The following is a 13,536-nucleotide window of genomic DNA, read 5'->3' as shown; positions in this document are numbered from 1 at the left end:
CCATCATCAATGAATTAGTGGCGCCCTGTTCAAGCGCCGTTATCGCGGCCATTCAAATATCGTTACTTTTTGCGACGACGCTGCGCCACATGGATTGCTTTAAAGTCTGTGGCCAAGGCTGCTTCATGAACGGTTTCTGACAGGCTTGGATGACCAAACACCATCAGCTGCAAGTCCTCTACGGTAGCCCCAAACTCCATGGCTATAACGCCTTGCTGAATCAGTTCGGACGCCTGAGGGCCTACCACGTGCATCCCCAGAATGCGGTCGGTTTTTTCATCCGCCACAAACTTCACCATGCCACCGGTTTCGCCGGCAGCCATGGCGCGCCCATTGGCGGCAAAAGGTACCGCTCCGGTCTTGTAAGCGTCGCCAGAATCCTTTGCTTCCTCTTCGGTCTTACCAACCCAGGCCAGTTCCGGGTGGGTATAAATCACACCGGGGACAGCGTCATAGTTCACTTGGGTACTTTCTCCCATGATCACTTCAGCCACCATCACGCCTTCTTCAATGGCCTTGTGAGCCAAGGCAGGGCCTCGCACCAGATCACCGATGGCGTAAACCCCGGGAACGTCGGTACGACACTGGTTATCGACATAAATATAGTTGCGCTCGTCCAAGGTCACCCCGGCGTCCTGACTGAGCAGGCCTTCGGTATAGGGGCGGCGACCCACAGCAACAATCAACCGGTCGAAGGTTTCTTCGTTCTCTCCGTCCTTGTCGCTATAACGGACCACTACCTGATCCTTTTTCACCTCAGAACCAGTGACACGGGCCCCCAGACGAATATCTAGACCCTGCTTGGCAAACTGCTTTTGGGCATCTTTGGCAATTTGTTTATCCACAGCCGGCAGGAAGGCATCTACAGCCTCCAGCACGACGACTTCACTGCCAAGTCGAGCCCAAACGCTTCCCAGCTCAAGACCAATCACGCCCGCGCCAATCACACCAAGGCGTTTCGGTACAGCATCAAATTCCAGCGCACCAGTGGAATCAACAATGATTTCTTGATCAACAGGAGCCACAGGAATATCTACCGGCACTGAGCCTGCCGCCAGAATTACATGCTCTGCCTGTAGTGTTTGGACATCGCCATCCAACGGTTGAAACTCAACCTGCTTTCCACTTTTCAGCTGGCCTGTGCCCTGTAACCAGGTCACCTTGTTGGCCTTGAACAATTGCGCGATACCGCCAGTGAGGTTTCTCACAATGGTATCTTTGCGCTTAAGCATGGTATCCAGGTCCAGCTCTGCACCCTTGATGTTAATACCGTGATCAGCCAGTGAGGACTCGGTTTCGTGGTACTTCCAAGAAGAATCCAGCAACGCCTTAGAGGGGATACAGCCTACATTCAAACAGGTCCCCCCCAAAGCCGGCTCATCTTGCTTATTAATGCGCTTTTCAATGCAGGCAGTATTCAGGCCCAGTTGCGCACACCGGATCGCAGCCACATAGCCACCCGGACCACCACCAATGATGATGACGTCATAGTTGTCAGCCATAATCTAATTCCTTCTATCGCGGTCAAGCTTCATACCGCAGCCACCACGCTTTAGGGGTGTGCTGCAGCATGAAGTACGCAGGCATACATTCAGATATCCAGCAACAGCCGCGCCGGGTCCTCGATAAAGTTCTTCACGGCAACCAAGAATTGCACCGCTTCCTTACCATCGATGAGGCGGTGATCGTAGGATAAGGCCAAATACATCATCGGCAGGATTTCCACTTTACCGTCCACTGCCATAGGCCTTTCCTGGATCTTGTGCATCCCCAGAATGGCCGTCTGCGGCGGGTTAAGAATCGGTGTGGAAATCAACGAACCAAACACCCCACCGTTGGAAATGGTAAACGTGCCACCAGTCATCTCTTCAATGGATAGCTTGCCCTTTTGGGCCTTCTGACCATATTCGATGATCTGTGACTCCACTTCCGCCAGACCTTTCTGGTCTGCGTCACGTAGCACCGGCACAACCAAGCCTCGCTCAGTAGAAACCGCCACGCCCACGTCGTAGTAGCCGTGATAAACGATATCTTCACCGTCAATAGACGCATTAACTGCTGGGAAACGTTTCAGCGCTTCCACGCAAGCCCGGGTAAAGAAGCCCATGAAGCCAAGGCGCACGTTATGGGCTTTCTCGAATTCCGGCTGGTAATGCTTACGCATATCCATGATCGGTTTCATGTTGACCTCGTTAAAGGTGGTCAACATTGCGGAGTCCTGTTGAGCCGATACCAAACGCTCAGCAATACGCTTACGCAAGCGAGTCATTGGAACTCTGCGCTCTTCACGCTCGCCTGGAGCGCCTGGCACATCAAGGGTGGCCGGTTGTTGCGGGGCGGGCTGATTGGCACGTTTTTGCGCCTTGTCGGTGATGACTTTTTCAACATCCCCTTTGGTGATGCGACCACCACGACCGGTGCCTTTAACTTGGTCTGCAGCAATACCATGCTCGCTCATCAGCTTACGAGCGGCAGGCCCCGCCTGATCACCGGAACTATCATCGTCATCGGCAGAATTGTCTGCACTCTCTGACTTTGCATCCTCTTTATGATCCGCTGATGCTTCTTTAGTATCCGTTTCTGCGGGCTTGTCATTACTACTGCCGGCACTGCCGCTGGCGCCTTCATCGAAGGTACCCAGCACTTGCTGGCTTTCCACGGTCTCACCCTCTGCCGCCATGATCTTACTGACCACGCCGTCAGCGGGTGCGACTACTTCCAGCACAACTTTGTCGGTTTCAATATCTACCAGCAGCTCGTCACGCTTCACCGCTTCGCCTTCCTGCTTGTGCCAGGTGGCCACGGTGCCGTCTGCTACTGATTCGGGAAACTGTGGAGCTTTGATATCAGTCGCCATGCCTAATCCTTACTGTTACTTAATCTCGAAGGCGTCCTGAACCAGACGCTGCTGTTGTTCCACGTGCAGTGACATTGAACCCGCCGCTGGGGCGGCCGCCATATCGCGGCCAGCATAATGCACAGGCCCCACGCCCGCTTTCTGCGCTACACGGTACATATGGTGCTGGGAGCAATACCAGGCGCCCTGATTCTTGGGCTCTTCCTGACACCAAACCAGATGTTCCAGGTTAGGGTACCCCTCAAGGATTTCCTGCAAGCGCTGTTCCGGGAACGGATACAGCTGCTCGATACGCACCAGTGCCGTGTCAATCAGATCATCACTATCACGTTTTTCCAACAAGTCGTAATAAACCTTGCCGGAGCACATCACCACTCGTTTAATTTTTTTGCTATCCAGATCCGCCAGATCATCCAACACCGAATGGAAGGTGCCGTGGGCCAGATCTTCCAGGGAGGACGTCGCCTTCTTGTGACGCAGCAAACTCTTCGGACTCATCACCACTAACGGCTTGCGCAGAGGGCGTACTGCCTGACGACGCAATAGGTGGTAAATTTGGCCGGGAGTACTCGGCACGCACACTTGCATGTTGTGCTCAGCGCACAGTTGCAGAAAACGCTCCAGGCGTGCGGAGGAATGCTCCGGCCCTTGGCCCTCATAGCCGTGAGGAAGCAGCATGGTTAAGCCACACAAACGCCCCCACTTGGCTTCACCAGAAGAAATGAACTGGTCAATCACCACCTGGGCACCGTTGGCGAAATCACCAAACTGGGCTTCCCAAATCACCAATGACTTAGGCGTAGTCGTAGCGTAACCGTACTCATAACCCAGCACCGCTTCTTCAGATAGCAGCGAATCGTAAATGTCGAAACGCGGTTGCCCGTCGTAAAGATGCTGTAGTGGTACATACTGCTCACCGTTTTTCTGGTTATGCAGCACCGCATGGCGGTGGGAAAAAGTGCCACGGCCACTATCCTGACCCGTTAGGCGAATAGCAAAACCCTGATCAAGCAACGTCGCATAGGCCATGGTTTCGCCGTAGCCCCAGTTCAGCGGCAAGGCACCTGCTGTCATTTTGCGGCGATCTTCGAGGATTTTTTTCACCTGACGCTGAACCACAACGCCTTCAGGCGGTGTTTCCAGGCGTGTAGCCAAATCCTGCAGCTTCTTCAATGAATAGGTCGTGTCCCAGTCATCCTCAACCTGGTGGCCAATATATGGAGACCAATCCACAAATAAAGCCTTGTTCGGCTCTCTTACTAGGGATTTGACCACATGATTACCGGCATCAAGCATATCCCGGTAATCATCCACCGTTTTCTGAGCTTCCTGCTCACTGATCACTTTTTCGTTGATCAGCTTCTCTGCATACAGAGTTCGAGTGGTCGGATGGCTTTTGATTTTCTTGTACATCATCGGCTGAGTAGAGGACGGTTCATCCGCCTCGTTATGCCCCGACCGGCGATAGCAGAACAAATCAATCACCACATCCTTCTTAAACTGCATGCGGTAATCCACCGCTAGCTGAGTGACGAAGTAGACCGCTTCTGGATCATCTGCATTTACATGGAAAATGGGTGCCTGCACCATTTTTGCTACATCGGTGCAATACTCGGTAGAACGGGCATCATCACGACGACTGGTGGTGAAGCCCACCTGGTTGTTGATGATCACGTGCAAAGTACCGCCAGTATGAAAACCGCGGGTCTGAGACATCTGGAATGTCTCCATAACCACACCCTGGCCTGCAAATGCCGCATCGCCATGCAACAGAATCGGCACCACCTGTTCTCCACCCTCATCTTCACGACGATCCTGACGAGCCCGTACCGAGCCTTCTACAACAGGCGCCACAATTTCCAGATGAGAGGGATTGAAGGCCATGGCCAAGTGCACTTCACCGCCAGACGTCTGTACGTTGGACGAGAAGCCCTGATGGTATTTCACATCACCGGAGCCATTTTCGTTAAAGCTCTTGCCATCAAACTCTTCGAACAAATCTTTCGGGCTTTTGCCCAGGGTATTCACCAGCACGTTCAAACGGCCCCGGTGGGCCATGCCAATGACCAGCTCTTTGGCGCCGTAACTACCCACTCGCTGGATAATTTCATCCATCAGAGGAATTAGAGATTCACCACCTTCAAGACCGAAACGTTTGGTGCCTGGATATTTACTGCCCAAATATTTTTCCAGGCCCTCAGCGGCAGACAATCGCTCGAGGATATGTTTCTTAATATCAGCGCCATATTCTGGATGACAACGCACCCCTTCCATTCGTTGCTGCAGCCAGCGCTTTTCAGCGGTGTTGACCATGTGCATGTACTCAGCACCCACGCTGGAGCAGTAAGTACTGGTCAGGCAGTCGACAATATCGCGGAGGGTGGTTTCGGGTTTACCGATAAAAAGGTTACCCGTTTGAAATACCGTATCCAGATCAGCCGTGCTGAGGCCATGATGCGCCAACTCCAAATCTGGAACGGACTCGCGCTCCATAATGCCCAGCGGATCCAGCTTGGCCACTTGGTGGCCTCGATTTCGGTAGGCTGCAATCAAATGCAGCACGCGGACCTGACGACGCTCGTGCTCCGTACTGACAGCACCGGCACCAAACTTCTGCACACGCGACCGGTTCTTCGCCTGCAGCAAGAAGTATTCACGCACGGCGGCGTGGGGCACGTCTGATTCGACGGCGGCATCAACACTGGGGAGTTTTTCGAAATAAACGCGCCAGTCTTCCGGCACGGAATTAGGATCGGTCAGGTAGGATTCGTACAGTTCATCGACATAGGCAGCGTTGGCTCCCCCAATATGGGAGGACTGCCATTGGCGCTGCATGGAACTGTCTTGCATGTTAGCTCGTTCCTTCGGCGGGAGGTTGTCACACTCTGTGGCATGAGTAACTGCGACCACAGGGGGGCGACCCTGTTCCCGTACGCTCGTATTTCGGAACAACGCCTTTTAAGCCCTGTTCCACCCATAAGATGCAGCACTCTATCTCACCCATACCGAGTCGGGTCTGGGTAGAAGCCTGCTACCTCTCGTCGAGGGATTACCCCGAACTGCTAGCTAGTGTATCCCTTTTAATTCGGTTTTGTTAGGCACCGAATTCATAAATTAACTTATGACTCTTTCCGAATGTTTCTGCAATTGGCGAAAAGTCGAATAGACAAAAAAAACGACATTTCAAATGCTCCAGATACAAAAAAGGCGACCAGTAAGGTCGCCTTCTTCGTTCGGATCAGATGCCCCGCTCCAACAACATTGAGCGGATATGGCCAATGGCCCGGGTCGGGTTCAATCCTTTCGGACAAACGCTGACGCAGTTCATGATGCCGTGGCAGCGGAACAGACTAAAGGGGTCGTCCAGTTTAGACAGACGCTCTTCGGTCACCGTGTCGCGACTATCCGCCAAGAAGCGATAGCTTTGCAACAAGGCAGCCGGCCCCAGGAACTTATCCGGGTTCCACCAGAAGCTCGGACAGCTGGTTGAACAGCACGCACAGAGAATACACTCGTACAGACCATCCAGCTTTTCACGCTCTTCCGGGCTCTGCAGGCGCTCAATGGCCGGAGCCGGCGAGCTATTCTGCAGGTACGGCTGCACTTTTTCGTACTGGCTATAGAACATGCCCATGTCTACGACCAAGTCGCGAATCACCGGCAGGCCCGGCAACGGGCGCAAGATCAATGGCTTCTTACCTTCCAGAACACCTGGCGCCACCTGAGACAGCGGAGTGATACACGCCAAACCGTTCTTGCCGTTCATGTTCATGCCGTCGGAACCGCATACCCCTTCACGACAGGAGCGACGGTAAGACATGGACTCATCCTGCTCTTTTACCAAAGCAAGGATATCCAGAACCATGAGGTCTTTACCTTGGGTATCGACCTCGTATTCCTTCATACTCGGTTCGCGATCCGTTTCCGGATTGTAGCGATAGATACTGACTTTCATCGTTAGCTCCCCTTAGTAGGTCCGCGCCTTGGGCTGGAAAGTATCAACGGTCTTCGGTTTGAAGTTCACGTCGCGCTTGCCCAGCTTTTTGGCTGTGGGGTCGAAGATGGAGTGGCAAAGCCAGTTCTCATCATCGCGATCCGGGTAATCGTAGCGAGAATGCGCACCACGACTTTCGGTGCGGCCTTCCGCGGCGATGGCAGTCGCTTCCGCCACTTCCAGCAAGTTATCCAGCTCCAGCGCTTCAATGCGCGCGGTGTTGAATGGCTTGCTCTTGTCATCCAAGTGCGCGTTGGCAATCCGCTCACGCAGATCGGCCAGCTTAGCTACACCTTCGGCCATCAGGTCGCCCTTGCGGAACACACCAAAGTGATTCTGCATCACACTCTGCAGCTCTTTGCGCAGTGCGGAGACAGACTCGCCACCTTTGGAGTCATCCCAACGACGAACCCGGGAAAGGGCCTCATCAATGTCTGCATCACGCGGCTCGTATTGCGTCATGCCCTGACGCAGAGCATCTTCAATGTACAGACCCGCCGCACGACCAAAGACCACCAGATCCAGCAACGAGTTACCACCTAAGCGGTTGGCGCCATGTACGGATACACAGGCCACTTCACCCACTGCGAACAAACCGTTCACGAACTGTTCTTCGCCTTCATGGCCACCGGTCAGCTTGAGCGCCTGGCCGTGAACATTGGTGGGAATGCCGCCCATCATGTAATGACAGGTAGGTACAACCGGGATCGGCTCTTTCACCGGATCAGTTTGCGCGAAGGTAATAGCAAGCTCACAGATACCCGGCAGGCGGCTATGCAGCACTTCTTCGCCAAGATGATCAAGCTTCAGGTAAACGTGATCACCATCCGGGCCATCGCCACGGCCGTCCAAGATTTCCATCATCATGGAACGCGCAACAACGTCACGGGACGCCAGATCTTTGGCGTTTGGAGCATAACGCTCCATGAAACGTTCGCCATCCTTGTTGATCAGGTAACCCCCCTCGCCCCGGCAACCTTCGGTTACCAGCACACCAGCACCAGCGATGCCGGTGGGGTGGAACTGCCACATTTCGATGTCCTGCACCGGCAAGCCCGCACGTAGGGCCATGCCCACACCGTCACCAGTGTTAATCAAGGCATTGGTGGTAGAGGCATAGATACGGCCAGAACCACCGGTGGCAAATACCGTTGCCTTGGCTTTGAAGAACACGGTCTCGCCGGACTCGATGTCGATGGCAATCACGCCACAAACATTGCCGTCAGCGTCTTTTACCAGCTCAGCCGCATACCACTCATTGTAGAACTGGGTGCCGTTCTTCAGGTTCTGCTGGTAGAGCGTGTGCAGCAGCGCATGGCCGGTACGGTCAGCGGCCGCACAGGTACGGGCTGCCTGGCCACCTTCACCAAAGTTCTTCGACTGGCCGCCGAAAGGACGCTGATAAATACGGCCTTCTTCGGTACGGGAAAATGGCAGACCCATGTGGTCCAGCTCATACACCGCTTCCGGACCCACATTACACATGTACTCGATCGCGTCTTGGTCACCGATATAGTCGGAACCTTTCACGGTGTCGTACATGTGCCAGCGCCAATCGTCATTAGGATCGGAGGAGGCAATTGCACAGGTAATACCACCCTGGGCGGATACCGTGTGAGAACGCGTTGGAAAAACCTTAGAAATCAGCGCAGTCTTAAAACCGGACTGAGCCATTTGCAGTGAGGCGCGCATACCTGCACCACCACCACCTACGACGATAGCGTCAAACGTAATAGTGCGAATAGACATGGCTTACGCCCCTCCCCAGATCAAAACAAGACCCCACAGCAGGTAAACAACCAGCGCCAATGCAATTGCCACCTGGGCAATCAAGCGAACACCGGTAGCCGCTTTACCAAAGGTCAGGCTAGTCAGGTAGTCAGTGGTTACGCCCCACACACCAACCCAGGTATGTGCAACGACAGAAATTACCAGCAAGGTATTGGCTATCTGCATGCAGATAGATCCCATGAAGGCTTTCCAGCTGCTGTAGTCAAGGTCACCCACTGTGATCAGGTAGCCCAGCATGCCGATCATATAGACACCGATGATGACAGCGGAAACTCGCTGAATCAGCCAGTCATACAGGCCATTACGCCCCAGGCTCGTTACACTGGTTACCATATCCAGCCTCCTACCAGCAAAATCAATACCACAGAAATGAGGAAAGTCAGTTTGGCGCCACGACGGCCGCCTTCTAAGCTTTCACCAACTCCGGCATCCATAATCAGGTGACGAATACCCGCCACTAGGTGATACAGCAATACAGACAGAATGGCCCATACCACCAGTTTCACCAGCAGTGAGGTCATCATCAGTTCTTTCAGGTCCGCAAAGCTCTCGGGAGACGTCAGGGAGCGATCCAACATCCACAGCAGAATGGGTAGTGCCAAGAAAATGGCAACACCCGTTACGCGGTGAGTGATAGATGCTATAGCCGTGACCGGGAACTTGATCGTGCTCAGATCGAGGTTTACGGGTCGCTTATCGTTCACGGTAGCCTACTTATAGCCGGGCCTCAGTTAAGAGGCGGTTGTCGGGAACTTAGCAGAGTCATTGAGATCAGAACGTGAAGCCTGATCTTAATAATCTGCCCGGGCCGGGGTGGGCCCGTGTGAAACCCCCAGCAGGAGGTTTCTGCCGGGCGGCAGTATATCGCCGCGACTTGCGCAAAACAAACGCTGCGGGTGACAATTATTGTGCAAGCACCGGCTAACGCCTTGATTTACAATGATGCACCCGATGTGAACGTCATTAAATTCTGTTGCACCATGCTAAAGCAAAAACGCCACTGCGGCGTAACAAGCTGTTTACCTTACAAAAGTCTGAGCCACTGGTTCGCCCTTGCGCGTTGACAAAGGTGTGTCAAAACCTTACCTTCCCCCGCGTTTTGGAGGACCTTCCTTACCTTGAGGAACGTTTCCTCGTCCGCCAATGGAGAGATTCCCATGACCGAGAAGAAAGCCACTCTCAAGGTAGAGGGTCAGGACCTGGACCTGCCGATCTACACCCCTACTCTGGGCCGCGACGTTATCGACGTGTCCAAACTGGTAGCCAACGGCGTCTTTACTTTCGACCCGGGTTTCACCTCTACCGCTTCCTGTGAATCCAAAATCACCTTTATCGATGGTGAGGTGGGTAAACTTCTGCACCGCGGCTACTCTATCGAGGAGCTAGCAGGTCAGTCTGAATATCTGGAAGTGTGCTACACCCTGCTGTACGGCGAACTGCCCACCGCAGAACAGAAAGAAAAGTTTGTCAGCACGGTGAAAAACCACACCATGGTGCACGAGCAGATTCGTAATTTCTTCAACGGTTTCCGCCGTGATGCGCACCCCATGGCCATCATGTGTGGCGTAGTGGGCGCCCTGTCCGCCTTCTACCACGACTCTCTGGACATCAACAATCCTGAGCACCGTGAAATCACTGCGTACCGTCTGATCGCCAAGATGCCTACCATCGCGGCCATGTGCTATAAGTACGCTTTGGGCCAGCCTTTCATGTACCCACGCAACGACTTGGGTTATGCGGAAAACTTTCTGCATATGATGTTCGGCAACCCCTGTGAAGAATCCAAGATCAGCCCGACCCTGGCCAAGGCCATGGACCGTATTTTTATCCTGCACGCTGATCACGAGCAGAACGCCTCCACCTCCACCGTACGCTTGGCTGGCTCTTCTGGCGCCAACCCCTTCGCCTGTATTGCTGCGGGCATTTCTGCCCTGTGGGGCCCTGCACACGGCGGCGCTAACGAAGCCGTACTGAACATGCTTGATGAAATCGGCTCACTGGATAACATCGACGCCTACATCGCCAAAGCAAAAGACAAGAACGACCCGTTCAAGCTGATGGGCTTCGGCCATCGCGTTTACAAAAATTATGACCCCCGTGCCACCGTGATGCGCGAATCTTGCCACGAAGTATTGGCCGAACTGGGCGTAAATGATCCGCAGCTGGCGCTGGCCATGAAGCTGGAAGAGATCGCCCTAAATGACCCCTACTTTAAAGAGAAAAAGTTGTTCCCCAACGTGGACTTCTACTCCGGCATCATCTTGAAAGCGATTGGAATTCCCACTTCCATGTTCACCGTAATCTTTGCCCTGTCTCGCACCGTTGGCTGGATTGCACACTGGAACGAAATGATCTCCAACCCGTACAAGATTGGTCGTCCGCGTCAGCTGTACACCGGCGAAGCCGAACGTTCATTCGTTCCGGTCAACGAGCGCAAATAAGCGCTTCGTTATCGCCCGACAAAAAAACCGCCTTCCGGCGGTTTTTTTGTGCCTGCAGATACATCAACGTGAAAAATATTCTTCCAAAATTCACTAAAAAAACGCGCCTACAAACATAGAAATTACATAATTTGCGCTGCCGCTAATCGACCTTGCACCCCATCATTAACATCCATTCGCCACTGAACATGAAACCCAATACTCACGGTGCCCGGAGCGTCCTTTAGCGAAACAGATTTTTCCCACTATCCTAGCCACGTTTATTGCCAATGATTAACATCTTGCATTTGCGTGGCCGCGCCGTGCATGCAAGCATCAGGGCCTCGCTCGCTAACCAATGCAGACCTAATAATGAAAAAAATCATCGCCCTTGCCGTTATTGTTACCCTGGCCGCCTACCTTTTATTCTGGCCCGTCAGCATAGAGCCTGTTGCTTGGCAGGCGCCGAAAGCCCCAGCTCTGGATGGTCCCTTCGCCACTAACACCGCCCTTCGCAACAGCAAAATCATCGGCGAAGATCAGGGCACTGGTCCGGAGGACGTGGCTATCAATGATGATGGTTACCTATACGTGGGGTATGACGATGGCCGCATCGTTCGTTTCGACCCAAACGGCCAAAACCCTGACTTGATTGCCAATACTGAAGGGCGCCCTCTTGGATTGGATTTTTCCCCCTCCGGAGACCTAATCGTTGCCGATGGTTACAAAGGGCTCTTGAGTGTCAGTGCTAGTGGCGCCATCACCATATTGAGTACCAGCGCCAATGGTCTGGACTACCGCTTCACCGATGATGTGGACGTGGATAGCAACGGTATCGCCTATTTCTCCGATGCCTCCAGCAAATTTGGCCCCGCCATGCACGCCCGCGACGACATCATGGAGCACGGCGGCCACGGGCGGCTGTTGCGTTATGACCCGAATACAGAACAGGCCGAAGTGTTACTTGACGGCCTGCAGTTCGCCAACGGCATCGCCCTTTCCCAGAATGAAGACTTCGTACTGGTTACCGAAACAGGCAACTACCGCATCGTTCGCTACTGGCTCAAAGGGGAGAAAGCCGGCAGCCACGATATCTTTATGGACAACCTGCCCGGCATCCCTGATGGCATTTCGGCGAACGGCGAAGGCACTTTCTGGCTTGCCCTATTCAGCCCCCGCAATGCCATTCTCGACAGCCTCTCCGACAAGCCTCTGCTTCGCAAAGTCGCCTTGCGCATGCCCAGCTTTCTGCAACCCCAAACAGTAGCCCACGGCTTTGTACTCGGCCTTGATGAGCAAGGACAAGTCACTCACAACCTGCAAGATAACAGCGACGGCGCTTTCGCTCCCATCACCAGCGCCGAGCAACACGGTAACACCCTGTACCTGGGCAGCCTCACCGAACCTCGCTTCGCCGCTTTCACCCTGCCCGGCACAGCAACAGCAACAGCAACAGTCCACGATGGAGCCAACAAACAATGAGCACACTAAACGCGGCTTTTATCGGCCTTGGCACCATGGGCTACCCCATGGCTGGCCACCTGGCCGAAGCAGGCATTGCCATGACCGTTTACAACCGCACGGCCCAACGAGCGCAACAGTGGACGCGCGATTACCCAGGCAGTCACGCGCCCTCCCCCGCAGACGCCGCACGGCATGCGGATCTGGTCTTTATTTGCGTCGGAGACGATAACGATCTACGCCAAGTCACCCTTGGTGATGACGGGGTTATGCAAACTCTCGCCAAGGGCGCTGTTCTTGTGGATCACACCACCGCCAGTGCAGAAGTGGCCCGCGAACTTGATGCCGCCAGTCGCAAACAAGGCAGTTATTTTCTCGATGCCCCGGTGTCTGGGGGCCAACAGGGTGCACAGAACGGCCAATTATCGATCATGTGTGGCGGAGACGAAGCCACCTATCAGCGGGTACTGCCAACGCTGCAACATTACGGCAAAGCCATCAATCTGATGGGCCCGGCAGGCAGTGGCCAGCTAACCAAGATGGTCAACCAAATTTGCGTGGCCGGGCTAGTAGAAGGGCTCGCTGAAGGACTCGCTTTCGCTCTTAATGCGGGCCTTGATGCCAACAAAGTCTTCGAAACCATCAGCCAGGGGGCCGCCGGCTCCTGGCAAATGGTGAACCGCCACCAGACCATGATCGACGACCAGTATGAGCACGGTTTTGCGGTGGATTGGATGCGAAAAGACTTGGATATCTGTCTGCGCGAAGCGGTTCGAAACGGCACACCCTTGCCCATCACTGAACAAATAAACGACTTTTACCGTGAGATTCAGTCCATGGGCGGCGGCCGCTGGGACACCTCTTCGCTACTCCGTCGACTGCAAAAAATCCCCACTTAATAGCAAATATTGCCCTCTTACGGTTTTCGAACCGCTAACGTCTTCACCATGGGAGTCTAATTTTCCACACATTAAGAGCCTGAGAACGAGGAAACGATATTTTTACATCGCGAA

Annotated in this window: 10 protein-coding genes; 3 read left to right on the top strand and 7 right to left on the bottom strand. The window is 53.9% G+C overall.

Annotated features, from left to right (window positions below; all coding sequences use genetic code 11):
* Positions 1 to 62: 62 nt before the first annotated feature.
* From lpdA to sdhC, 7 genes are all read right to left on the bottom strand, one after another.
* On the bottom strand, positions 63 to 1,502 hold the full coding sequence (lpdA, locus tag Y017_RS08650) for a dihydrolipoyl dehydrogenase (RefSeq protein ID WP_011588775.1): 1,440 nt from the start codon (positions 1,500 to 1,502) through the stop codon (positions 63 to 65).
* An 89-nt stretch (positions 1,503 to 1,591) separates the two neighbouring features.
* Complete coding sequence (odhB, locus tag Y017_RS08645; protein ID WP_011588776.1) at positions 1,592 to 2,857, bottom strand: 2-oxoglutarate dehydrogenase complex dihydrolipoyllysine-residue succinyltransferase; 1,266 nt, start codon at positions 2,855 to 2,857, stop codon at positions 1,592 to 1,594.
* Between the two features lie 15 nt (positions 2,858 to 2,872).
* Positions 2,873 to 5,707: a 2-oxoglutarate dehydrogenase E1 component gene (locus Y017_RS08640; RefSeq protein WP_011588777.1), complete on the bottom strand. Its 2,835-nt coding sequence runs from the start codon at positions 5,705 to 5,707 to the stop codon at positions 2,873 to 2,875.
* Positions 5,708 to 6,095: 388 nt separating this feature from the next.
* Positions 6,096 to 6,812 (bottom strand): succinate dehydrogenase iron-sulfur subunit, encoded by a 717-nt coding sequence (locus Y017_RS08635; RefSeq protein WP_011588778.1) that lies wholly within the window; start codon positions 6,810 to 6,812, stop codon positions 6,096 to 6,098.
* A gap of 12 nt (positions 6,813 to 6,824) precedes the next feature.
* On the bottom strand, positions 6,825 to 8,600 hold the full coding sequence (sdhA, locus tag Y017_RS08630) for a succinate dehydrogenase flavoprotein subunit (RefSeq protein ID WP_035460325.1): 1,776 nt from the start codon (positions 8,598 to 8,600) through the stop codon (positions 6,825 to 6,827).
* 3 nt (positions 8,601 to 8,603) lie between these two features.
* Positions 8,604 to 8,975: a succinate dehydrogenase, hydrophobic membrane anchor protein gene (sdhD, locus tag Y017_RS08625; protein WP_011588780.1), complete on the bottom strand. Its 372-nt coding sequence runs from the start codon at positions 8,973 to 8,975 to the stop codon at positions 8,604 to 8,606.
* Positions 8,969 to 9,346 carry a succinate dehydrogenase, cytochrome b556 subunit gene (sdhC, locus tag Y017_RS08620; protein ID WP_011588781.1) on the bottom strand — a complete coding sequence of 126 codons (378 nt, stop codon included), beginning with the start codon at positions 9,344 to 9,346 and terminating at the stop codon, positions 8,969 to 8,971. Before sdhC ends, sdhD begins: the two co-directional genes overlap by 7 nt.
* Before the next feature lie 453 nt (positions 9,347 to 9,799).
* On the opposite strand from sdhC, the gene gltA reads away from it, so the two are divergent.
* From gltA to Y017_RS08605, 3 genes are all read left to right on the top strand, one after another.
* The gene (gltA, locus tag Y017_RS08615; protein WP_011588782.1) at positions 9,800 to 11,083 is read left to right on the top strand and encodes a citrate synthase; all 1,284 of its coding nucleotides are present in this window, start codon (positions 9,800 to 9,802) and stop codon (positions 11,081 to 11,083) included.
* 351 nt (positions 11,084 to 11,434) lie between these two features.
* Positions 11,435 to 12,544 carry an SMP-30/gluconolactonase/LRE family protein gene (locus Y017_RS08610; RefSeq protein WP_035460323.1) on the top strand — a complete coding sequence of 370 codons (1,110 nt, stop codon included), beginning with the start codon at positions 11,435 to 11,437 and terminating at the stop codon, positions 12,542 to 12,544.
* On the top strand, positions 12,541 to 13,422 hold the full coding sequence (locus tag Y017_RS08605; RefSeq protein WP_035460321.1) for an NAD(P)-dependent oxidoreductase: 882 nt from the start codon (positions 12,541 to 12,543) through the stop codon (positions 13,420 to 13,422). Before Y017_RS08610 ends, Y017_RS08605 begins: the two co-directional genes overlap by 4 nt.
* Positions 13,423 to 13,536: the final 114 nt, after the last annotated feature.

The organism is Alcanivorax sp. 97CO-5 (assembly GCF_000524665.1).
GTDB classification, from domain to species: domain Bacteria; phylum Pseudomonadota; class Gammaproteobacteria; order Pseudomonadales; family Alcanivoracaceae; genus Alcanivorax; species Alcanivorax borkumensis.
The sequence above is the reverse complement of the archived record's forward strand: the minus strand, read 5'-3'. Positions and strand labels throughout refer to the sequence as shown.